Source organism: Faecalibacterium sp. OM04-11BH, from assembly GCF_003482185.1.
Lineage (GTDB): Bacteria > Bacillota > Clostridia > Oscillospirales > Ruminococcaceae > Faecalibacterium > Faecalibacterium tardum.
In genome coordinates this window covers 198,864-221,866 of record NZ_QULS01000002.1, presented here as the reverse complement: position 1 = coordinate 221,866, position 23,003 = coordinate 198,864, and the positions used below count along the sequence as shown (strand labels likewise).

Sequence of the window (23,003 nt, the reverse complement as noted above, 5' to 3'; positions counted from 1 at the left end):
GAGGTTAATTTCATGGCTACACCCAGAGAAGTTTCTCTTCAGATGACGAGAAATATCGGCATTATGGCTCATATCGATGCCGGCAAGACGACCACTACCGAGCGTATCCTGTACTACACCGGTATCAACCATAAGATCGGTGAGGTCCACGATGGCGGTGCCACCATGGACTGGATGGTTCAGGAGCAGGAGCGTGGTATCACCATCACTTCCGCTGCTACCACCTGCTACTGGTCTCACTCCGAGACCCAGAAGGATCCGGTTGCGTTCAAGAAGAATCGTCACCGCATCAACATTATCGACACTCCGGGCCACGTGGACTTCACTGTTGAGGTTCAGCGTTCTCTGCGTGTTCTGGACGGTTCTGTGACCGTTCTGGCCGCAAAGGGTGGTGTCGAGCCTCAGTCTGAGACCGTTTGGCGTCAGGCTGATGAATACAAAGTCCCCCGTATGGTGTACGTCAACAAGATGGATACCATGGGTGCTGACTTCTTCCGTTGCATCAAGATGCTGCATGATCGTCTGCACGCCAACGGCGTGGCCATCCAGCTGCCGATCGGTCAGGAAGATACCTTCCGCGGTATCGTTGACCTCGTTGACATGAACGCTGAGGTTTACTACGACGACATGGGCAACGATATGCGTACCGAGCCTATCCCCGAGGATATGGTCGAGCAGGCTGAAGAGTACCGTAACATTCTGGTCGAGGCTGTTGCCGAGAACGACGAAGAGCTGATGGAGAAGTACCTTGAGGGCGAGGAGATCACCCGCGAGGAGCTGAAGAAGGCTATCCGCAAGGAAACCATTGCAAATACTCTGGTTCCCGTTGTCTGTGGCTCTTCCTACAAGAACCGCGGTGTGCAGAAGCTGCTGGACGCTATCGTTGACTATATGCCCGCTCCTACCGATGTCCCTGACATCAAGGGCGTGAATCCCGAGACTGAGGAAGAGGAGACCCGTCCGTCTTCTGACGACGCTCCCTTCGCAGCTTTGGCTTTCAAGATCGCTACCGACCCGTTCGTTGGTAAGCTGGCATACTTCCGTGTGTACTCCGGTAAGGTTGAGGCAGGTACTACTGTTTACAACTCCGTGAAGGACAGCAAGGAGCGTATGGGCCGCATCCTGCAGATGCACTCCAACCACCGCAAGGATATCGACTGCTGCTATGCAGGTGATATTGCTGCTGTTGTCGGTCTGAAGAACACCACCACTGGTGATACTCTGTGTGATGAGAATCATCCCATCATTCTGGAGTCCATGAAGTTCCCCGAGCCCGTTATCCGCGTTGCTATCGAGCCTAAGACCAAGGCTGGTAACGAGAAGATGGGCATCGCGCTGGCAAAGCTGGCCGAAGAGGACCCGACCTTCAAGACCTACACCGATGAAGAAACCGGCCAGACCATCATTGCTGGTATGGGCGAGCTGCATCTGGAGATCATTGTTGACCGTCTGCTGCGTGAGTTTAAGGTCGAGGCAAACGTGGGTGCTCCCCAGGTTGCTTACCGTGAGACCATCCGCAAGGAGGCCAACCAGGAGACCAAGTACGCACGTCAGTCCGGTGGTAAGGGCCAGTACGGTCACGTTAAGATCAAGATCGAGCCCAACGAGCCCGGTAAGGGTTACGAGTTCGTCAACGCCATCGTTGGCGGCGCTATCCCGAAGGAATACATCCCTGCTATCGACAACGGTATTCAGGGTGCTATGAAGTCCGGCGTTCTGGCAGGCTATCCTGTTGTTGATGTCAAGGTCACCCTGTGGGATGGTTCTTATCATGAGGTCGACTCCTCTGAAATGGCCTTCTCCATCGCAGGTTCCATGGCATTCAAGGATGCTATGCGCAAGGCTGATCCCATCATCACCGAGCCCATCATGAAGGTTGCTGTTATCGTTCCCGATGAGTATCTGGGCGATGTTATCGGTGACCTGAACGCCCGCCGTGGTCAGATCCAGGGCATGGAGGCTATGGCCGGTACCCAGCGTGTCAACGCATTTGTGCCTCTGGCTCAGATGTTCGGCTATGCTACCGACCTGCGTTCCAAGACTCAGGGTCGTGGCCAGTATGTTATGGAGCCCTCTCACTACGAGCCGGTTCCCAAGAACATTGCTGACCAGATCATTGCTGGCCGTACCAAGGGCTAAGCGCTGTAAAGCATAAGAATTTTGCCGGGGTAGTGTAACTCCGGCAAAATTTCCTGTAAAAGCACTTGATTTTACAGGGCAAATTTAGTAGAATAGCCTTGCAGTGCAATGTCTGCATTTTGCAGGGTTGTTGTAACCAATATCAAAACCTAAATTAAGGGAGGATATTCCAATGGCTGAAAAGGCAAAGTTCGACCGTTCTAAGCCGCATGTTAACATCGGCACCATCGGTCACGTTGACCACGGCAAGACCACTCTGACCGCTGCTATCACCAAGTACCTGGCTCTGAAGGGTGATGCAGAGTTCATGGACTACGCTAACATCGATAAGGCTCCTGAGGAGCGTGCTCGTGGTATCACGATCAACTCCGCTCACGTTGAGTACCAGACCGAGAAGCGCCACTACGCTCACGTTGACTGCCCGGGCCATGCTGACTACGTTAAGAACATGATCACCGGTGCTGCTCAGATGGACGGCGCTATTCTGGTCGTTGCTGCTACCGATGGTCCCATGCCCCAGACCCGTGAGCACATCCTGCTGGCTCGTCAGGTCGGCGTGCCCTATATCGTTGTGTTCATGAACAAGTGCGATATGGTCGACGACGAAGAGCTGCTGGATCTGGTCGAGATGGAGATCCGTGAGCTGCTGACCGAGTACGACTTCCCGGGCGACGACACCCCGATCATTCGTGGTTCCGCTCTGAAGGCTCTGGAGGCTCCCAACGATCCCGAGGATCCTGCTTACGCTTGCATCAAGGAGCTGATGGATGCTGTTGACTCCTACATCCCCAACCCGGATCGTGAGGAGGACAAGCCCTTCCTGATGCCCATCGAGGATGTCATGACCATTTCTGGCCGTGGTACCGTTGCTACCGGTCGTGTTGAGCGTGGTATCGCCAAGGTTGGCGACGCTATGGAGATCGTCGGCATCAAGCCCGATCGTCTGAACACCACCATCACCGGTCTGGAGATGTTCCGTAAGTCTCTGGACTTCGCTGAGGCTGGCGATAACATCGGCGCTCTGCTGCGTGGTGTTGATCGTACCCAGATCGAGCGTGGCCAGGTTCTGGCTAAGCCCGGCACTGTGCACCCCCACAACGTCTTTGAGGCTCAGGTCTACGTCCTGACCAAGGACGAAGGCGGCCGTCACACCCCGTTCTTCTCCAACTATCGTCCTCAGTTCTATTTCCGCACCACCGACGTGACCGGCATCATCACCCTGCCCGAAGGCACCGAGATGTGCATGCCCGGCGATAACGTCATGATGCACGTTGAGCTGCTGACCCCTGTTGCTATGGAAGAGGGCCTGCGTTTCGCTATCCGTGAGGGTGGCCGTACCGTTGGTTCCGGCGTTGTTGGCAAGATCATTGAGTGATTTTGTCCTTGAACGTAAGTTCCAAGGCTAACTAGCAATTTATAAAGACCTTCCCGTTCCGGAGAGCGGGAAGGTCTTTTTGTTTGTTTATGGCAGCTGCAAACGGTTTGATTTCTTGGTTTTTTACCGGATCAGAGTGCTGTAACATTCTGCAAAGGCGTACAGAAAGCCGGTCACTTCCTCCTTTGTGGTAAGGTGGCTCAGGCTGATGCGCCAAGAGGAAAGGGCGTTGCGCCGATCCTGACTGACCGCCAGCACTGCCCGGGAGGGCAGTCCATCGGACGAACAGGCAGATTTGACCGAGACGCACACCCCGCGTGCGTCCAGCTCCCGCTGGAATACGGTGCCCTTTACGCCCTGCACACTCAGGTTCAGGATATGCGGCACAGCGTTTGCCGGGCTGTTGATGCGCACTTTTGGATAGCGGGAAAGTTCTGCACGCAGTCGATCGTTCAGGCTGCGCACAGTTGCGGCGCGGGCGGGAAGTTCCGCAGCAGCCTTTTCCAAGGCCAGCGCCAGCGAACAAGCCAGCGCTACGGTAGGTGTGCCGCTGCGGTAGGGAGTAGTGCTCTCTCCACCATGAATGAGGGGCGGCAGTGCCAGTCCCAGCCGTTTTACCAGCACACCGATGCCGTTGAGCCCGTAAAACTTATGGGCTGTCAGGCTCATGGTGTCCACGCCCTCAAACTGTACGGGAATTTTCCCCACAGCCTGCGTGGCGTCCACATGGAAATGGCAGTTGGGATATGCCTTTAAAAGCTCTGCAATTTCCGCAATGGGCTGCACTACGCCCAGTTCGCTGTCCACGGCAGTCACAGCCACCAGCACAGTGTCCGGGCGCAGCCGGTTTTTCAGGTCTGCAAGGTCCACCGTGCCGTCCGAACAGATGTCCAGCAGCTCCACCTCGTACCCCTGCTTTTGCAGGGCCTCCAGACTGCCGCTGACGGACGAATGCTCCAGCGGAGTAGAGAGGATGTGCCTGCCTGCCGCACGCCCCAGCGCCGCTAGCCCCTTTACAGCAAGGTTGTTGGCTTCGCTTGCGCCGGAGGTGTAGATGATGCCCGCAGGCGGTGCGCCCAGACAGCGGGCGATGCTGCGGGTCGCCTCGTTTATAGCGGCTTTCGCGGCAGTGCCTGCCTGATGGTGGGCGTTGGCGTTGCCCGGGTAACGCCGCTCTGCTTCACAGAAGCATTGCAGCACCGCCTCGTCCACAGGGGTGTTGGCAGAGTAATCCAGATAGAGCATAGAGCCTCCTGTAATATCAACACATTATGATAGTAGGAAATAAGAACAGGCTCTATTATAGGGCATTCCGTCCAAAAGCGCAACCCCCGCAGCCCACGGTGCAGTGTAACCGGCAAGAAAAAGCTGTCAACACCTTGCTGGAAAGCCCAAAATCTGCTATACTTATAAAAAAAGGCCGCAGCGTTGCTGCTGCCTTGCCGGAGCGGTTCCGGTTGTTGGAAGGAACACAAAAAGAAGGGGAGGAGCACAATGTTTAAGCGTGAGCGACTGCATAGCGGTTTCTTTCCCGTTTTTGTGTGGAGGTCTTGTTCCTGAAATTCAGAGGCACTGCTGTTTCAACGGCAATGCCTCTTTTTTTGGGAATAACAGTACAGGAGGTTTTCTATGAGCGAAAAGATCGATTACTCCAAGGGCGTATATGACGCCAAAAAGCTGGGCACCGGCCGGATGTTCATTCTGGGTGTGCAGCACATGTTTGCCATGTTCGGTGCAACGGTTCTGGTGCCGCTGCTCACCGGCCTGAGCGTTTCCACCACTCTGCTGTGTGCCGGTCTGGGCACGCTGCTGTTCCACCTCATCACCAAAAAGAAGGTGCCTGCATTCCTCGGCTCCTCCTTTGCGTATCTGGGCGGCTTTTCCATCGTGGCTCCCATGCTGGCTGATGCCAATGGCAACCTGACCGTTGCCAACACCAAGATGCTGCCGTATGCCTGCGCTGCCGTTGCGTTCTCGGGTCTGGTCTATCTGGTGGCCAGCCTGCTGATCTCCACTTTTGGCATCCGCCGCATCATGAAGTTCTTCCCGCCGGTGGTCACCGGCCCCATCATCATCTCCATCGGCCTGATCCTTGCCCCCTCTGCCATCACCAACTGCCAGTCCAACTGGCTGCTGGCCTTTGTGGCGCTGGGCACTGTTATCGTGTGCAACATTTGGGGCAAGGGTATGGTCAAGATTCTGCCCATCCTCATTGGTGTGCTGGTCTCCTACGCGGTGGCACTGGTCACCGGCGCAGTGGATTTCCAGAAGATCTCCGAGGCCGCTTGGCTGGGTATCCCCCTGCACAAGGAGGCTATGGGTCTGTTTGCCATTGACGGCAGCCCGGAGTTCATCAGCGCGCTGTTCACCATCATCCCCATCGCACTGGCTACCATGATGGAGCACGTCGGCGATATCGCCGCCATCAGCGCCACCGTCGGCCACAACTATATCAACGACCCCGGCCTGAACCGCACCCTGATGGGCGATGGTCTGGCCACCACCATGGCCGGTCTGCTGGGCGGCCCCGCCAACACCACCTACGGCGAGAATACCGGCGTGCTGGCACTGAGCAAGATCTACGACCCGCTGGTCATCCGCATTGCAGCTGTGTTGGCCATCATCCTGAGCTTCAGCCCCAAGTTTGAGGCCGTCATCAACACCATTCCCACCGGCATTATCGGCGGTATCAGCTTTGTGCTGTACGGCATGATCTCTGCCATCGGCGTGCGCAACGTAGTCGAGAACCGCGTGGACTTCACCAACAGCCGCAACCTGATCGTTGCCGCCGTCATTCTGGTGTGTGCACTGGGCTTCAACTCTGTGGGCGGCGTTGGCTTTACCGTTGGCAGCGTCACCATCAATCTGTCCGGTCTGGCTGTGGCTGCGATTGCAGGTATCCTGCTCAACGCTATCCTGCCCGGCAATGACTACGAATTTGACGCCACTGCCGGTACCGATGCTGCTACCAGCGGCAACCTGCAGGTCTGATTCCGGTAATGCGTCCAGTTTTCTGCAGTGGAATTTGGACATTCTGCCAGATTTTAATAAGTAGGAATAATTCTTAAAAATATACTTGACTAACTAGGAATTATTCGCTATAATAGAGCCATGGAAAGGGAAGTGCACAAAGCACAAAACTTCTTTCCATGGCTCTTTCTATACCCGGCAGCGCGGCTGCCCAGCATAGAAACAACAGGCGGGTGGTTTCCGTCCTGTATCATTTTTAACAGATCGAATGGAGGTAAATTCTTATGAAGAAATACGTTTGCACCGTTTGTGGTTATATCGCTGAGGGTGAGATCCCCGCTCAGTGCCCCGTTTGCAAGGCTCCCGCTTCCGCTTTTGTGGAGAAGACCGGTAACACCTACGTCACCGAGCATGTTGTTGGCATCGGCAAGGCTGAGGGCGTGCCGCAGGAGATCGTTGATGGTCTGCGCGCTAACTTTGAGGGCGAGTGCAGCGAGGTCGGCATGTACCTGGCTATGGCTCGCGTGGCAGAGCGTGAGGGCTACCCTGAGATCGCCGAGGCCTACAAGCGTTATGCTTACGAAGAAGCTGACCACGCATCCCGCTTTGCAGAGCTGCTGGGCGAGGTCGTGACCGACAGCACCAAGAAGAACCTGATGATGCGTGCCGAGGCCGAGTGCGGTGCCTGCGCCGGTAAGATGGATCTGGCCAAGAAGGCTAAGGCTCTGAATCTGGACGCCATCCACGATACCGTCCATGAGATGGCAAAGGACGAAGCCCGTCACGGCCGCGGCTTCGAGGGCCTGCTGAAGCGCTACTTCAACACTGAAGTCTGATAAGGGTTCCCCGGTTATCTATGCTGCCCGCTGCAAGGACATTTTGCCCTGCAGCGGGCTTTTTGTGTTTCAATCGTGGCGACGACTTCTTTCGTTAAAATGGAGCACCGGAGCATCCGCAGGCGCTCCGGTGCTCCGAAACAAAATGGGATCTTAAAGATGCGCAAAGCGAACGTGGAGCGCATTCAGAATCGTCCTACCTACAAAAAAAGGCAGCTGCGCAGAAATTTACGCAGCTGCCTTTTTTGCATTTGTGGTGCTGATACCCTTACTGGATGCCGGTAACAGGATAATCCTGTGCTTCCACGGCCTTCTTCAGCACCTCATCGTCCACTTCAGCGTTCAGGGTAACGATGGCGGTACCGGCTTCATGGCTGACAACAGCCTCGTCCACCTGCGGCAGAGCCTCCAAAGCCTTCTTGACGCGGGCTTCACAGTGATGGCACATCATACCTTCTACGGTCAGGGTCTTTTTCATTGTGGTCTCCTCCTTTTGAGTTGTATCTTCCTCCGCTGCGGGCTGCACAAGGGCAGCAGGCAGGGCAGGGACGTGTTTGGGCGGGTGGTCATGCTTTGCGCTGTGCAGATCAAACAGGTTCAGCCGCAAAGCGTTGCTCACCACGCAGAAGCTGGAAAGGCTCATGGCAGCTGCGCCGAACATGGGGTTCAGCGTCAGCCCCAAGGGAATGAACACACCGGCTGCCAGCGGGATGCCGATGATGTTGTAGATAAACGCCCAGAACAGGTTTTCGTGGATGTTGCGCAGGGCAGCACGGCTCAGCCGGATGGCGGCGGGCACGTCCGACAGTTTGGAGTTCATCAGTACCACGTCCGCAGCGTCAATGGCTACGTCCGTGCCTGCACCGATGGCAATGCCGGTGTCAGCGCGGGTCAGAGCAGGGGCATCGTTGATGCCGTCGCCCACCATGGCAACCTTGCCGTACTTTTGCAGCTGCCGGATAACAGTCTCCTTGCCCTCCGGCAGCACTCCGGCGATCACCTCGTCCACCCCGGCTTGTCGGCCAATGGCTTCGGCGGTGCGCTGATTGTCGCCGGTCAGCATTACCACACGGATGCCCATATTCCGCAGCTCCCGGATGGCCTGCGGGCTGTCCTCCTTGATGGTATCTGCCACTGCGATAACGCCCAGCAAATGATCCGCGCCGCCAAAGAAGAGGGGCGTCTTACCCTGCGCAGCCAGTGCAGCGGCCTGCATTTGCAGCGCAGCAGGGATGGCGACCTTTGCGCCGATAAAGGCCGCATTGCCGCCAAAGATCTCTTTGCCTTCCAGCGTGGCGGTAAGACCGTTGCCCGGCAGGGCGGTAAAATCGGTAACAGAGGGCAGCTCCAGCTGCTTTTCCTCCGCATAGGCCAGCACTGCCCGCGCCAGCGGGTGCTCACTGCGGCCCTCCAGCGCGGCTGCCAGCGTGAGCAGCTCGGTCTCGGTCACGCCCGCAGCGGGCAGAAGGTCGGTAACAGTGGGCTCGCCGCAGGTGATAGTGCCGGTCTTGTCCAGCGCCACGATGCGGGTACGCCCGGCTTCTTCCAGCGCCGCAGCGGTCTTGAACAGGATGCCGTTCTTCGCACCAAGGCCGTTGCCCACCATAATAGCCACCGGCGTTGCCAGACCCAGCGCACAGGGGCAGCTGATGACCAGCACCGAGATGCCCCGCGCCAGCGCGTAGCCCACATCCCGCCCCAGCAGCAGCCAGACAAGAGTGGTGACCACTGCAATGCTGATGACCGCAGGCACGAAAAAGCCGGATACGGTATCTGCGATCTTTGCAATGGGGGCTTTGGTGGCGGCGGCATCGCTGACCATGCGGATGATCTGCGCCAGCGTGGTGTCCTCGCCCACGCGGGTGGCGCGGCACTGCAAATAACCGGACTGGTTGGTGGTGGCGGCGCTTACTTTATCACCCACGGCCTTGTCCACCGGGATACTTTCGCCGGTCAGAGCGCTCTCATTTACGGCGCTGCTGCCCTCCAGCACAATGCCGTCCACCGGGATGTTCTCGCCCGGGCGCACCACAAAGATGTCCTCTTTCTGCACCTGCTCAATGGGCACAGTCACCTCTGCGCCGTCCCGCAGCAAGGTGGCAGTCTTGGGGGCAAGCTTCATCAGGCTCTTGAGTGCATCGGTGGTTTTACCTTTAGAACGTGCCTCCAGCATTTTGCCCACTGTGATGAGGGTCAAAATCATGGCGGCAGACTCAAAATAGAACTCCATCATGTAGTGCATGACTAGTTCCTCGTTGCCGTGCAGCTGCGCATCGGTCATGGCAAACAGGGCGTAGGTGCTCCATACAAAGCTTGCCATCGAGCCCATAGCCACCAGCGTATCCATGTTGGGGGAGCGGTGTACCAGCCCTTTGAAGCCATTGATGAAAAATTTCTGGTTGATCACCATCACGATGCCCGCCAGCAGCAGCTGTACCAGCCCCATGGCAATGTGGTTGCCGTCAAACCAGTGGGGCAGCGGCCAACCCCACATCATGTGCCCCATGGAAAAGTACATCAGCACCAGCAAAAAGCCCAGCGAGGCGATAAGCCGCCGTTTCAGCTTGGGCGTTTCGTGGTCTGCCAGTGCATCCAGCTCTGCGCTGGTGCTGGCTGCTGCGGCGGCTTTTTTGGGGCTTGCGCCGTAACCGGCCTGCTCTACGGCACGGATAATGGCGGCATCCTCTGCTGTGCCTTCCACGCCCATAGAGTTTGTCAGCAGGCTTACCGAACAACCGGTGACGCCCGGCACACTCTTTACGGCCTTTTCTACCCGAGCAGAGCAGGCCGCGCAGCTCATGCCGGTAACATTGAATTGTTCCATTGTTGTTTCTCCTTGTGGTCAGTCTGCCCGGCGGGCGGTCATTTCATCAGCTTGGGCAGCAGCCGGAGCAGTTCTTCCAGTTTTTCGTCGCTGCCGGCACGCAGGTCGTCCGCCACGCAGCTGCCGATGTGCTGCGCCAGCAATTCCCGGGAAAAGCTGTTCAGCGCCGCGTTTGCTGCGGCCACCTGAACCAGAATATCCACGCAGTAGGCGTCCTTTTCCAGCATCCCGCGGATGCCGCGTACCTGTCCTTCAATGCGGTTCAGGCGGTTGAGCAGAGCTTTGTATTCCTCTTGGCTGCGCTCCTTGTGGCGGCAGCAGCAGGGGACAGCAGTATCTGCCGCAGCGTCCGCTTCCGGCGTATCAACGCAGCAGCAACAGTGCTTTTTGGTCTCTTCCATATCGGAATCGCTCCTTTCGTAAACCCCCATGGGGTATATTTTCTTGCAACAGCAGTATAGCACATAATATCCGACAATTCAAGTAGGAAATCAAGAATAAATGGTGCTGCAAACAAAAAATGGTTCAGAAACGCCGCAGGTGTTTCTGAACCATAAATTTAAAAGTAAAATACCTCTGAACATGGCCAGAGCACACGCGGAGACCATTCAAAACCGCTGCATATAAGAAAACGAGGGAAGCCCCGCAGGCTTTCCCTCGTTAAAAATTCTTACTTTACTTCCAGAATGCGCGGTGCAAACAGACTCCACATCTTGCCCCACCAGTACCAGTCGTGGGAGACGTCACCGCCCCAGATCTCCAGATGTGCGGGCATACCCTGATCCTTCAGCAGATCAGCCAATGCCTGTGTGTCGTCCAGTGCATCGCCCTCGTAGGCACCCTGACCGGCACAGAGGATCAGGCAGTTCTCTTCTGCCTTGGTCAATGCCAGCTTGTTGGCAATGCCGTTCTCCTGCAGATAGGCAAGGGGAGAGCAGCGCAGCACCATGTCGTCGCTGTCGGTGCCCCAGAAACGGGTCAGGTCGTAGATGCCGCCCATGCCCACAGCACCTGCAAACAGGGCAGGACGGCGCAGACGGCAGTGGACAGCGTGATAAGCACCCAAATCCACACCGGCAGTCCAGATCCGGGTACCCTTTTTGGCGTTGTTCAGGGTCAGAATGCGGGGAGCCAGCTCAGCGGTCAGGTAGACGAAATACTTCTCCTGCAGCTCGGCACGGCGGCGCTGGGGCAGATCACCGTTCAAAAGGCCCTCGCTGTCCACGGCATCCGCGCAGAACAGCTGCACCTTGCCCTCGTTCAGCAGCTGGGCAATGGCATCGGGCATCCCATTATTCTCCCAGTCGTAAAAACGGCCGCCGCGGGCGGGCAGTGCCAGCACCGGCACACCGGCATGGCCGTACACTTTAAACTCCATCTCACGGCCAAGAACCGTGCTCCACTCTTTGTAATAGGTACCCTGGATCATAAATCAAGCACTCCTTATTTTATCATTCACCGGCTCGGGCACAGTCGCTGCGCACCGGTGCCGGATTTGGAAGCTATAATCAGACAAACTGGTTGCGCTGCGGGTCGTAATCGTAGCCCACAGCGTGCAGCTTTGTGCACAGACCGGCCTTGTCGGCCTCCAGATCTTCGCACAGCGCATCGAGATCCTTATACTGATCCCGCAGTTTCAGGTTCACCACGCTCAGTAGCATGATGGGATCAACAGGCAAAGACATTTTATTCCTCTCCTTGCGGCAAATAAAAAAGCCGGCCACTCGACAAAGTGACCGGCCACATACACCAAATTAGACAGCGCGGGTAACTTTGCCAGCGCGCAGGCAACGGGAGCATGCGTAGACATACTTGGGAGAGCCCTCCACGACCGCCTTGACACGACGGACATTCGGCTTCCAGGTACGGTTGGAACGGCGATGAGAGTGAGAAACCTTAATACCAAAGGTAACACCCTTGCCGCAGCATTCACACTTAGCCATGGTAATTGCACCTCCTACAGTGAAGTATGGAATCAAAATAATCAGCTTGACTATTTTACCAGAGATACAAAGAAAAAGCAAGTCTTTTTTTAAATTTCTTGCAGCTTTTTGCATTCCCGGTTCTGTGGGGCTTGTGCAGGGCACAAAAAAATAGTATTATAAAGGAAGAAATTCGTTTTGACAGGAGATTTACATGACCGCACAGGCAATTATCATCCGCGCACTGGTGGCGCTGGTGGCCATTCCGTTCCATGAGGCTGGCCATGCGCTGGCAGCATGGCTGCTGGGCGATGCCACCGCCAAACGTGAAGGGCGTCTTTCGCTGAACCCCTTTGCCCACTTTGACCTGCTGGGCACGCTGTGCATGGTGTTCGCGGGCGTGGGCTGGGCAAAGCCTGTGTCCACCAACCCCCGCAACTTCAAAAACCCCAAGTGGGGTATGGCGCTTACGGCGCTGGCCGGCCCTGTGGCAAACCTTTTGCTGGCCTACCTTGGCATGGTGGCATGGAAGGTGCTGTACTACTGGGCACCGGTCAATAACGCTATCATTTATATTGCCATGTTCCTACGCTCTCTGGTGCTGATGAACGTGAGCCTTGCGGTGTTCAACCTCATTCCCGTGCCGCCGCTGGACGGCAGCCGCATTCTGCTGGTGGTGCTGCCGCAGCGCATCTACTTTGGTCTGATGCGGTACGAAAAATATATTATGATCGTCATGCTGGCAGCGGTGTGGGGCGGCTTTCTGGATGTGCCGCTGTACTACCTGAATAACGTGGTGTGGTCGCTTTTGGGCGCAGGCACCGGGTATATTGATAAGATCGCCTACGCCGTTTATGCAAGCAGCCTTGGGGCGGTGATCTGAGTGGCAGAGGAATTGACCTTCCATCTGGAAGATTTTGACGGCCCGCTGGAATTATTGCTGGCGCTGGTGGCCAAACATAAAATGGACTTGCATAATATCCCTATTTTGCAGCTCATCGACCAGTACACCCGCACCGTGGAGCAGGCCGACCCCAATCCCGAGACTGCCAGCGCCTTCATTGAGATGGCGGCGCATCTGGTGGAGATGAAAAGCTTTCTGCTATTGCCCCGCAGCGAAGAGGGCGAGCGCATGAAGCAAGAACTCACCGGTCAGCTGATCGAGTACGACCAGTGCCGCCGCATGGCGGCTTTGCTGCGCGCAAAAGGAGAAGCCGCCCCGGTGTTCGTGCGCCGTCCTATGGAGATGGAGCTGGACAACACCTACGCGCTGCACCATGCCCCGCAGATGCTTGCGGACTACTGGCAGGCGCTGGCGGGACGCACCAAGACCCGCCGTGTGCCCACCCAGCAGCAGTTTGAGCCGCTGGTCACCGCGCCTATGGTGTCGGTCACCAGCCGGGTGGTGTATATCCTGCGCCGGATGCTGGGCGGTACCGTGGCAAAGATGGAACAGCTGTTTTCCCGCAGCCAGAGCCGCAGCACCAACGTAGCTACCTTTCTGGCGCTGCTGGAGCTGGTGCGCGGCGGACGCATCGCGCTGGACGACAGGGGAGAGTTGACCATGCGCCGTACCCGCCCGGAACGCAATAAGGAGAACCCATGAACCAGAAACAAACCCTTGCCGCCGTGGAGGCTATGCTTTTTGCCTGCGGCGACCCCATAGCTGCCGATAAGCTGGCACAGGCGGTGCAGCTGCCGCAGTCTACCGTAGAGACCGCGCTGGAAGCCCTGCACACCCGCTACCAGCGGGAGGACAGCGGTCTGTGCCTACTGCATCTCAATACCCGGTGGCAACTTGCCACCAAGACCCAGTGGGCGGACTGTGTACGCCGCGTGCTGGACAGCCGCCGCGCTGTGCCGCTTGGCCCTGCGGCTATGGAGACCTTGACCGTCATCGCCTACAACCAGCCGGTGTCCCGCGCCTTTATCGAGCAGGTGCGCGGCGTGGACTCCTCCTCCAGCGTGTCCGGCCTGCTGGAAAAAGGTCTGATCGAGGAAGCCGGTCGTCTGGACCTGCCGGGTCGTCCGGTCAGCTTCCGCACCACCGATACATTTTTGCGTGTGTTCGGTCTGTCCAGTCTGGCAGACCTGCCGCCGGTGCACAGCGATACACCGGCAGATGATCCGACCGAAAGTGAGGGTTGACCCATGGTCATGGTTCTTTCCGCAGTGGGCGCTTGTCTGCTGTTCATCCTCAAGGTGGTGGGCATCCTGCTGCTGATCATTCTGGTGCTGGCGGCGCTGTTGCTGCTGTGCCCCTTCTGTGCGGATGTCTGCTGGCAAAACGATACGCTTACCGTAAAAGCCGGGGCACTGGGCATCACTTTTCCGGTGTTCCAATACCCAAAGCCGGAACCTCCCGCCCAGCCGGAGGAGCCCAAGGGCTTTACCGGCAGACTGAAAGCAAAATTCCGCACTTGGCGTGCGGAGCGCAAGCGCAAAAAAGCTGAAAAAAAGGCTGCGCAGCCCGCAAAGCCCAAAGCGGAAAAGCCGCCCCGCCAAAAAGCAAAGATCACGCTGGATGTGATCTGCACCATGCTGCGGGGCGTGGGTACGCTGCTACGGGCAGTGTTTGGCGCCATCCGCTTTACAAAGATCTCGGTCTGTTTTGGCGTGCGCGGGGACGACCCCGCTGAAGCTGCCCGCAATTACGGCAAGCTGCAAGCGTGGCTGTACCCGACCCTTGGCGTGCTGGATCGCTTTTTCTTTCTGGAATTTGATCAGCTGCGTGTCCTGCCGGACTTTGGCAGCGCCCAGCCCACTGTGCAGGACAAGGTGTCCTTCCGTGTCAGCGCACAGGCGCTGTTCATCGTCATTGCCGCCGTGCGTGTGCTGTACGAGTTCTGGCGCAAAAAAGTATTGGACATCTTTATATAAAGTGTGGTACACTAAATCTATATCAGAATGCTTTCCGGCGGGCGAACGTCTGTACGGATGAATAAAGGAGAGTTGTTTTTATGGCAGAGCATCCTATTCAGGGTCTGATGAACGTTACAATGGAAAAGATCCACCAGATGGTGGACTCCAACACCATCATCGGCAAGCCCATCACCACCGAGGACGGCATCACCATTCTGCCGGTGTCCAAGGTGAGCTTCGGCTTCGCTTCCGGCGGTACCGATTTTAACGGCAAGAACGCTGCCAACAAGGATCTGTTCGGCGGCGGCTCCGGTGCCGGTGTCAACATCCAGCCGGTGGCATTTCTGGTCATCAAGGATGGCTGCGTGCGCACCATCCAGCTGTCGGATAGCTCCAACAGCATCGACCGCGCCCTGACCATGCTGCCCGAGCTGGTGGAAAAGCTCACCACGCTGGTCAAAAAGGGCGATAAGGCACCCGCAGAGGAGCCCAAGGCAGAGTAACCCTTTACACAAATCAAGCCGCAGCCGCAGACCTTTTGGCCTGCGGTTTATATAGCCGCGCACCGTGCCCCGCAAAAGCAGGGGAGCGGTGCGCGTTTTGAGCGCCGTGAGGCGCACAAGGAGTAATATTATGGCAGAAGAACGTATTCAGAAGATCATGGCCGAGCAGGGTCTGTGCTCCCGCCGCGCCGCCGAGCAGATCATTGCCGAGGGCCGCGTCAAGGTGAACGGCCACCCGGTCAAGGTGGGCGACAAGATGGACCCCAACCGTGACGTGCTCCATGTGGATGACGAGCGCATCTACATCCAGAAGAACCAGCAGCTGTATTATCTGGCGCTGTACAAGCCCCGTGGCTATGTAACCACCGCTAGCGACGAGTTAGGCCGCAAGACCGTGATGGACTTGGTCAGCGACATCCCCGCCCGCCTGTACCCGGTGGGGCGTCTGGATAAGGACAGCGAGGGTCTGCTGCTGATGACCAACGACGGTGCCTTTGCACAGGCCGTTACCCATCCATCCGGCGGCATCTCCAAGCTGTACCGCGTTACCGTGCAGCCCCGCGCCGATGAAGCCACCATCCTCAAGCTGAGCAGCGGCGTCGTGCTGGACGACGGCACCAAGACCATGCCCTGCGCCATCAACGTGGTCACCGATGAGCCCGGCCGCACCGTGATGGAAATGACCCTGAAAGAGGGCAAGAACCGCGAGATCCGCCGGATGTGCGAGAGCGTGGGTCTTGAGGTGGTGCGTCTAAAGCGCAACGCTGAGGGTGTGGTCAAGCTGGGAATGCTCAAGCCCGGTACCTACCGCGAGCTGACCAAGGCCGAGGTGAACGCTCTGCGCGCCGCAGCGGTCAAGGGTCGTGCACAGACCCGCTCTGCTGTCCAGCAGTCCAAGGCTGCCGAGCGCCGTCCCCGCGGCCCCGTGGGCAAAAACGCACCCCGGAAGCAGAAGTAAGGAGTTATCGGATCATGGAACGAGAAACTCTGAAATCCCGTCTGGGCTTTATTCTGCTTTCCGCAGGCTGTGCCATCGGCATCGGCAACGTATGGAAGTTCCCGTATATTGCCGGTCAGGGCGGCGGCGGTGCCTTTGTGCTATTCTACCTGATTTTTCTGGTCATTCTGGGTCTGCCCATCATGACCATGGAGTTTGCCGTGGGGCGCGCCTCCCGCAAAAGCCCGGTGCGGGCGTATCAGGCACTGGAAAAGCCGGGGCAGAAGTGGCACATCCACGGCTACTTTACCCTCATCGGCTGTTACCTGCTGATGATGTTCTACACCACCGTAGCGGGCTGGATGCTGCACTATTTCTACATGACTGCCACCGGAAAGCTGGCAGGGCTCGACGCCGAGCAGGTGGCCGGTAAGTTTACCGAAATGCTGGCCAGCCCCGCTACTATGACCTTCTGGATGGTATTTGTGGTGGTAGTGAGCATTCTGGTGTGCGCCAAGGGTCTGCAAAGCGGTCTGGAGCGCGTGACTAAGGGCATGATGATTGCCCTGCTTCTCATTATGGTGGTGCTGGCTGTCAACAGCCTGTTCATGCCCGGGGCAAAAGAGGGTCTTTCCTTCTTCCTTGTGCCGGACTTTGCCCGGATGCAGGAGGTGGGCGTGGTCAACACGCTGGTCTCCGCCATGAATCAGGCCTTCTTCACCCTGAGCCTTGGCATCGGTGCTATGTCCATTTTTGGCAGCTATATCGGCAAGGAACACTCCCTGCTGGGCGAGTCTGTCCGTATCGTGGTGCTGGATACCTTCGTAGCCATCACCGCCGGATTGATCATCTTCCCGGCCTGCTTTACCTACCATGTAGACCAGACCAGCGGCCCCAGCCTGATTTTTATCACCCTGCCCAATATTTTTGCCAATATGTCCATGGGGCGGCTGTGGGGCAGCCTGTTCTTTTTGTTTATGGCCTTTGCAGCCACGTCCACCGTGCTGGCAGTGTTTGAAAATATCATCTGCTGCGGCATGGAGCTGACCGGATGCAGCCGCAAAAAGTCCAGTCTGGTGAATCTCGTGCTCATCATCCTGCTGTCCATGCCCTGTGTGCTGGGCTATAACCTGTGGGCATGGGATGGCTTTGCGGTATTCGGCGGTGCTGTGCTGGATGTAGAGGATTTTCTGGTCAGCAACCTCTTTCTGCCGTTGGGCAGCTTGGTGTATCTGCTGTTCTGTGTTACCCGCTACGGCTGGGGCTGGCAGAACTACAAAAAAGAGGTCAACACCGGCGAGGGGCTCAAGGTGCAGGACTGGATGCGCGGCTACCTGACCTATGTGCTGCCGCTCATCGTGGTGTTCATCTTTGCGTTTGGCCTTTACGACAAATTTCTTGCATAAGTGATCCCGGCGTCTGCTCCATGGAAATCAACTTTTGAGGTTTGACCCAGAGCAAAAGCCTTCACCCCTTGGGGGGAAGGTGGCATTGCGTCAGCAATGACGGATGAGGGGTAATTACCCGTAAGCTGCTGCTTACCTGCGCCCTCATCAGTCACCTTCGGTGACAGCTTCCCCCGACCGGGGGAAGCCTTTAGTCGGAAAATTGATTTCCATGCGTCTGCTCCGCCTTTGATTGACGAACGGGCGGCACAAGTGTAATATAAAAGCATATACAGTGCTTCTCCCGGCGGGGAACACTGCTATATGCTTTTTTGTATTCAAAAGGAGGAAACACCCCATGCACATTCTTATCTGTGACGACGATGCGGCGTTCGCTGCGCAGATGGACGAGTACATCTCGGAATGGTTCCGCGCCCGGGAAATTCAGGTGCAGAGCACTGTCTGCACCAGCGGTGAGCAGCTGCTGGCCACCCCAGAGCTGGGGCACTACCAGCTGGCGTTTCTGGATGTAGACCTGAAAACAACCGACGGCATTGCGCTGGGGCGCAAGCTGCGGCAGGTCGCCCCGGATATCGTGCTGGTGTACATCTCGGCTTATCTGGAATTTGCCCCGCAGGGCTACACGGTCAACGCCTACCGTTACCTACTCAAGCGCGATATTGCCGCCCAGCTGCCCAGCTGTCTGGAGGATATCTTTGCCGGCATGACCGACCCTAAAAAGACGCTGGAGGTGCGCCACAACCGTACCACCAGCGAGATACCTCTCGACCAGATCTATTATCTGGAAAGTGATCTGCGGCAGATCAACGTCTACGGCGATATCCCGCACCAGCCCATCTGCACCTTTTACGGCAAAATCGCTGATCTGCCCGCCATGCTGTACGAAAACGGTTTTTTGCAGGTAGGGCGCAGCGATGTGGTCAATCTGCAATATGTGCGTTCCATCCGCAACTATAAGGTAGAACTGCGCAGTGGGGTAGAACTGAACGCAAGCCGACAGGATTTTCCGGCTATCCGCAGCGCATGGCTGGAATGGAAGGGGCAGTTCGGCGATGAATGAAGAATTCTGGCGCTGGTATATGTACGGCCACTGGGTCTGCATGACCCAATGGCTCGGCTTTATCATGGTTGAATATGCTTACCTTGGCAAGGGCAGGGTAAAGCACCCGCTGGTGTGGTCCTGCATTATAACCGTGCTCACAATGACCCTCTCGGTCGTGCGCAACCATGGCTTTTTTACGCCGATGGCAGTGGTTTACACGCTTCTTTTTCTGTTCATCACAGTTATGCTGTTTGGCGGCACACCGGGGCAGAAATTTACCGCCTGTCTGATCAACGGCACCATGTGCCTGTTGGTTGAAAACAGTGTGCGGTATGTCATATCGTGGGTGCTGAAATGTGAGCTACAGCAGGTCATCCAGCGCGCAGATTGTCTGATCATAATGTCATTCGCAAATCTGGTAGTCAGCACCGGGGTATCGTTCTTTGTGGGCAAGTGGCGCAGATACAATGCGCTGGAGCCTTTGCAGGCGCTGACCATGAGCTTTTTTCCGGGTGTGGTCGTGGTGCTGAACATCCTGCTCATGCTCACAGATAACAACAAAAGGGCCACCATGGCCACAATGGGGATGACAGTGGGGCTTACGGTGGCTGTCATGGTGCATCTGTGTATCGTGGCGATGTTCAATGATCAGGTCATGCAGCGGCGCAGCCTGCATTTTCAGGCCGAGCTGGAGCAGCAGCGAGCCTCGGCTCTGCTGGATTCCTATACCGCCCAGCGCCGTCTGACCCATGAGTTCACCAACCACATCAGTGCGCTGCGTGCCTTGCTGGCACAGGGAGATGTGGCCGGTGCACAGGACTATATTGCCGGTGTGGATAAGGCTGTGGCGGCCAGCACCACCATTATGGACACCCACAACCCGCTGTTGGACTCCATCCTGACTCGCAAGTACGAGGAAGCCGCCCGGCAGGGCGTAAGCGTGTATTTTGACCTTTGCGACCTGCGGGATTTTCCCTTGAGCGGGGTGGATATGGTCACCGTGCTGGCAAATCTGCTGGATAACGCCATCTGTGCCGCAGCGCAGGCATACCCACCGGAGGTGTATGTGCGGGTGCGAAAAACGGAGGAGGAATACCTTCTCTCGGTGCGCAATCGGGTGCAACGGGATGTGGAGCTGCCGCCGGATGGGCAGTTGCCCCGCACCACCCGCAAAGAGCCCGGCCACGGCATGGGGCTTTCCAACGTGCGGGACGTTCTGCTGCGCCACGGTGCGGAGTATACCCTGAGCTGCCGGGACAATTGGTTCCGCTTTACCTGTGCGGTGCCCACCGACAATTCATGACATCTGTACCGTCAGAATATGACAATTTTTGTGCAACAGAAGCGTAACTCTGCTATACTAAAGCAGGTAAAGGAAGCCTTCCGTGCGGACATTGTCACGTTGCGGTGGGAGGGTAACACCCTTCTTTTTAAGAGCTTTGTTGCTGGATGGAAAAACAGTCTGCGGTGCGTGTAAGCGGGCTGCCTACCTTTGCTTTTTTGGGCTGTGCAGAAATGCACAGTGCCTTGCTGACGGGACTTTCTGCGGCGGGCCTTTTGGGGGTTGCAGTCGATAAAGTTTCTCGATGCGTCGCAATTCCGGTTTTGTTTGCTGTATGGGAATGGCGTAGGCAAACCGGAGTCTCGTGCGCTGCAAAGAGTTCCGTCAGTTTTCTTTTGCACAAAAAAGGACTGCTGTACATGGGTTTTGCCCAGTATAGCAGTCCTTTTTATCTATTAAATCATCATATCTGCCAGTCAGCAGAAAGTCGACCAGCCGCGCGACTGTTTCGGTAGAAAACCAGCGCGGCAGCTGCGGTTTCCCTCTGCGTCCCTCCCGTGAAAAAGCAGCTCAGCCAAGCCCGCAGGCTTGGCTGAGCTGCAAAACTAAAATGCAATTCCTTAAACTATGCGCAGAGCGAAGCAGAGCGCATTTAAAATCGTAAAAAGCGCAGTTACTCCGGCTTTACCTGCAGCTCCTGCTCGCAGTAGATGCAGCGGTACTTGCCATTGGAGCTCAGCTCAAAGATCTGGTCGCACTCCTCTTCAATGCTGGAGATGCAGCGGGGATTCTTGCACCGCACAATGTTCACCAGACGCTTGGGGGGCTTGGGCTGCTCCTTGCGGACAGCCTTGCCGTTTTCAATAATGGTCACGCTGATGTTCGGGTCCAAATAGGCCAGCACATCCAGGTTCAGCCACGAGGCGTCGCCCTCTACCTTGATGATATCCTTGCGGCCGCTGGCCGTCTTTTTGCTGCGTGCGTTCTGGATCAGTGCCACGCTGGCAGTGCGGTTGCCCGCAATGCCCAGCAGATCCATCAGACCAACAGCAGTACCTGCCTTGATGTGGTCGATAACAATACCATTCTGAATCTCGTCAATATTCAACATATCAGTTCTCCTCCTTCGGTGCCTTGGGGTCTGCAAGCCCCAGCAGGGTCATGATTAGTGCCATACGGACGTAAACGCCGTTCTGCACCTGTTCAAAATAAGCGGCGCGGGGGTCATCGTCCACATCCAGTGCGATCTCGTTCACACGGGGCAGGGGGTGCAGCACCGCCATGGTGGGCTTGGCCTGCGCCATCTTTTCGCGGGTCAGCACATAGCTGTTCTTCAGGCGGATATAGTCCTCCTCGTTGAAGAAGCGCTCCTTCTGCACGCGGGTCATATACAGGATATCCAGCTCCGGCATGGATTCCTCCAGACTGCGGGTCTCCTTGTAGGGGATGCCGTTGGCCTCCAGCACGTCGTTGATGATATAATCCGGCACCCGCAGTTCCTCCGGGCTGATCAGCACAAAGCGGACGTTCTTGCAGCGTGCCATGGTCTTGAGCAGGGAGTGGACGGTGCGGCCGAACTTCAGATCGCCGCACAGACCAATGGTCAGATCATCCAGCCTGCCCATGCGGCGGCGGATGGTCATCAGGTCGGTCAGGGTCTGGGTGGGGTGCTGGTGGCCGCCGTCACCGGCGTTGATCACTGGAATGCGGGAATAGCGGGAAGCACGCAGCGGTGCGCCCTCCTTGGGATGGCGCATGGCAACGATATCGGCATAGCAGGACACCACCCGGATGGTGTCAGCCACGCTCTCGCCCTTGGTGGCGCTGGACACGTTCTCGCTGGGGAAGCCCAGCACATGACCGCCTAAGTTCAGCATAGCCGCCTCAAAGGACAGGCGGGTGCGGGTGGAGGGCTCGTAAAACAAGGTAGCCAGCTTTTTGTGGTTGGCTACCTCCTGATAGGCGGCAGGGTCGGCGCAGATACGGTCGGCAAGATCAAGCAGCTGCGTGATCTCCTGCTGGGTGAGATCCAAAGGATCGATCAGATGACGCATAGATAGGATACCTCCTTTTAAAGCAGTTTGCGTAAAATGGAAAAATCAAAAAAGTTCGTGTAGTAGCTCAGCGAGCGCATCACCGGCCTGCACAAACGATTGAAACACACTTCGTCCAGCAGCAGCATGGCCTCGCCCGGGGCAAGCCGCATGGCTGCACGGATGGCTTCGTCGCCGCAGCTGGCTTTCAGGTGCGCCACGTTGGAAGAGATCTGCTGGTGGCACTCCTGCTCCAAAATTTCAAAGATGTCGCCGGTCAGGTCGATACGGGTGTAGTCTCGGTTGCCGAACAGGCTGCGGGGCAGGTAGTCGATGGAGTAGATCACCGGGGTGGTGTCGGCAAGGATGCGCTTTTTGATGCAGATCACCTCTTCACCAACTTCCAGCGCCAGCGCATGCGCCATCTCCTCGCCTGCACGAAGAAGCATCACCTGAATGCCGTCGGCATGGGGGTAGCTGCCAAAGCTGCGGATCAGCGGGTAGTACTCCAGCTTCTGGTCCAGGCGGCTGCGCAGCCCCAGCACAGCGCGGTTCACTACCGTACCAATGCCGCGCACTCGCTCCACATAACCGGCGCGCTCCATCTCGCTCAGCGCGTCACGGATCACGGTGCGGCTTACCCCCAGCTCGGTGGCAAGGTCTACCTCGGCGGGCAGACGGTCGGCTTGGGCATAGCGCCCGTTGGACAGCTCCTCCAGCAGGCTTGCAACAACACGGTCGCTGATCACAGCGCCGCCCAGACGGCTGGACGATGCCAGTGCGGGATCTTTCATGGATGGTTCCTCCGTTTCCGGGCGGCAAGCCGCCCCGAACTTCATACAAACGGGCAAGGAGGATTCCTCCACAGCCCC

Annotated in this window: 22 protein-coding genes; 13 read left to right on the top strand and 9 right to left on the bottom strand. The window is 57.0% G+C overall.

All coding sequences use genetic code 11. The annotated features are described in order from the left end of the window. Positions 1-12 precede the first annotated feature (12 nt). A complete protein-coding gene (fusA, locus tag DXB44_RS02835; RefSeq protein WP_118657662.1) occupies positions 13-2,139 on the top strand; it encodes an elongation factor G in 2,127 nt (708 codons plus the stop codon). Positions 2,140-2,311: 172 nt separating this feature from the next. Further along, the gene (gene tuf / locus DXB44_RS02830; RefSeq protein ID WP_055184522.1) at positions 2,312-3,514 is read left to right on the top strand and encodes an elongation factor Tu; all 1,203 of its coding nucleotides are present in this window, start codon (positions 2,312-2,314) and stop codon (positions 3,512-3,514) included. 123 nt (positions 3,515-3,637) lie between these two features. Here tuf and DXB44_RS02825 read toward each other — a convergent pair whose 3' ends face one another. After that, positions 3,638-4,759: a cysteine desulfurase family protein gene (locus tag DXB44_RS02825; protein ID WP_118657661.1), complete on the bottom strand. Its 1,122-nt coding sequence runs from the start codon at positions 4,757-4,759 to the stop codon at positions 3,638-3,640. A 384-nt stretch (positions 4,760-5,143) separates the two neighbouring features. On the opposite strand from DXB44_RS02825, the gene DXB44_RS02820 reads away from it, so the two are divergent. After that, entirely contained in the window at positions 5,144-6,505 is a 1,362-nt protein-coding gene (locus DXB44_RS02820) for a uracil-xanthine permease family protein (RefSeq protein ID WP_055184518.1), read from the top strand. 263 nt (positions 6,506-6,768) lie between these two features. Continuing rightward, on the top strand, positions 6,769-7,320 hold the full coding sequence (locus tag DXB44_RS02815) for an NADH peroxidase (RefSeq protein WP_005926148.1): 552 nt from the start codon (positions 6,769-6,771) through the stop codon (positions 7,318-7,320). Positions 7,321-7,588: 268 nt separating this feature from the next. Here DXB44_RS02815 and DXB44_RS02810 read toward each other — a convergent pair whose 3' ends face one another. From DXB44_RS02810 to rpmB, 5 genes are all read right to left on the bottom strand, one after another. Further along, the gene (locus DXB44_RS02810) at positions 7,589-10,144 is read right to left on the bottom strand and encodes a heavy metal translocating P-type ATPase (RefSeq protein ID WP_118657660.1); all 2,556 of its coding nucleotides are present in this window, start codon (positions 10,142-10,144) and stop codon (positions 7,589-7,591) included. Positions 10,145-10,182: 38 nt separating this feature from the next. After that, positions 10,183-10,545 (bottom strand): metal-sensing transcriptional repressor, encoded by a 363-nt coding sequence (locus DXB44_RS02805; RefSeq protein ID WP_118657659.1) that lies wholly within the window; start codon positions 10,543-10,545, stop codon positions 10,183-10,185. A gap of 269 nt (positions 10,546-10,814) precedes the next feature. Continuing rightward, positions 10,815-11,573 (bottom strand): alpha/beta hydrolase-fold protein, encoded by a 759-nt coding sequence (locus DXB44_RS02800; RefSeq protein WP_118657658.1) that lies wholly within the window; start codon positions 11,571-11,573, stop codon positions 10,815-10,817. Positions 11,574-11,652: 79 nt separating this feature from the next. Then, complete coding sequence (locus DXB44_RS02795; protein ID WP_070101979.1) at positions 11,653-11,829, bottom strand: DUF4250 domain-containing protein; 177 nt, start codon at positions 11,827-11,829, stop codon at positions 11,653-11,655. Between the two features lie 69 nt (positions 11,830-11,898). Further along, positions 11,899-12,087, bottom strand: coding sequence for a 50S ribosomal protein L28 (gene rpmB, locus DXB44_RS02790; RefSeq protein WP_080545321.1), 189 nt, complete (start codon positions 12,085-12,087; stop codon positions 11,899-11,901). 193 nt (positions 12,088-12,280) lie between these two features. On the opposite strand from rpmB, the gene DXB44_RS02785 reads away from it, so the two are divergent. The 9 genes from DXB44_RS02785 (at position 12,281) to DXB44_RS02745 (ending at position 20,119) form a co-directional block, all read left to right on the top strand. After that, positions 12,281-12,949: a site-2 protease family protein gene (locus tag DXB44_RS02785; RefSeq protein WP_118657657.1), complete on the top strand. Its 669-nt coding sequence runs from the start codon at positions 12,281-12,283 to the stop codon at positions 12,947-12,949. Further along, positions 12,950-13,672 (top strand): ScpA family protein, encoded by a 723-nt coding sequence (locus DXB44_RS02780; protein ID WP_118657656.1) that lies wholly within the window; start codon positions 12,950-12,952, stop codon positions 13,670-13,672. After that, positions 13,669-14,214, top strand: a complete 546-nt coding sequence (gene scpB / locus DXB44_RS02775; protein ID WP_118657655.1) for an SMC-Scp complex subunit ScpB — start codon at positions 13,669-13,671, stop codon at positions 14,212-14,214. The genes DXB44_RS02780 and scpB overlap by 4 nt, the downstream gene beginning before the upstream one ends. 3 nt (positions 14,215-14,217) lie before the next feature. After that, positions 14,218-14,946 carry a DUF2953 domain-containing protein gene (locus DXB44_RS02770; RefSeq protein WP_118657654.1) on the top strand — a complete coding sequence of 243 codons (729 nt, stop codon included), beginning with the start codon at positions 14,218-14,220 and terminating at the stop codon, positions 14,944-14,946. A gap of 80 nt (positions 14,947-15,026) precedes the next feature. Continuing rightward, positions 15,027-15,431: a GerW family sporulation protein gene (gene ytfJ, locus DXB44_RS02765; protein ID WP_118657653.1), complete on the top strand. Its 405-nt coding sequence runs from the start codon at positions 15,027-15,029 to the stop codon at positions 15,429-15,431. Positions 15,432-15,561: 130 nt separating this feature from the next. Continuing rightward, entirely contained in the window at positions 15,562-16,389 is an 828-nt protein-coding gene (locus tag DXB44_RS02760; protein ID WP_118657652.1) for a pseudouridine synthase, read from the top strand. Between the two features lie 14 nt (positions 16,390-16,403). Further along, a complete protein-coding gene (locus DXB44_RS02755; protein ID WP_118657651.1) occupies positions 16,404-17,774 on the top strand; it encodes a sodium-dependent transporter in 1,371 nt (456 codons plus the stop codon). 337 nt (positions 17,775-18,111) lie between these two features. Continuing rightward, positions 18,112-18,834 carry a LytTR family DNA-binding domain-containing protein gene (locus DXB44_RS02750; RefSeq protein ID WP_118657650.1) on the top strand — a complete coding sequence of 241 codons (723 nt, stop codon included), beginning with the start codon at positions 18,112-18,114 and terminating at the stop codon, positions 18,832-18,834. After that, positions 18,827-20,119: a GHKL domain-containing protein gene (locus tag DXB44_RS02745; RefSeq protein WP_118657649.1), complete on the top strand. Its 1,293-nt coding sequence runs from the start codon at positions 18,827-18,829 to the stop codon at positions 20,117-20,119. The genes DXB44_RS02750 and DXB44_RS02745 overlap by 8 nt, the downstream gene beginning before the upstream one ends. 652 nt (positions 20,120-20,771) lie before the next feature. On the opposite strand, the gene DXB44_RS02740 is transcribed toward DXB44_RS02745, so the two are convergent. The 3 genes from DXB44_RS02740 to DXB44_RS02730 are packed head-to-tail and all read right to left on the bottom strand — an operon-like array spanning position 20,772 to position 22,925. Then, entirely contained in the window at positions 20,772-21,209 is a 438-nt protein-coding gene (locus tag DXB44_RS02740) for an aspartate carbamoyltransferase regulatory subunit (protein WP_005926098.1), read from the bottom strand. Between the two features lies 1 nt (position 21,210). Continuing rightward, positions 21,211-22,152, bottom strand: a complete 942-nt coding sequence (gene pyrB / locus DXB44_RS02735) for an aspartate carbamoyltransferase (RefSeq protein ID WP_055184493.1) — start codon at positions 22,150-22,152, stop codon at positions 21,211-21,213. A gap of 17 nt (positions 22,153-22,169) precedes the next feature. Next, positions 22,170-22,925, bottom strand: coding sequence for a GntR family transcriptional regulator (locus DXB44_RS02730; protein ID WP_118657648.1), 756 nt, complete (start codon positions 22,923-22,925; stop codon positions 22,170-22,172). Positions 22,926-23,003: the final 78 nt, after the last annotated feature.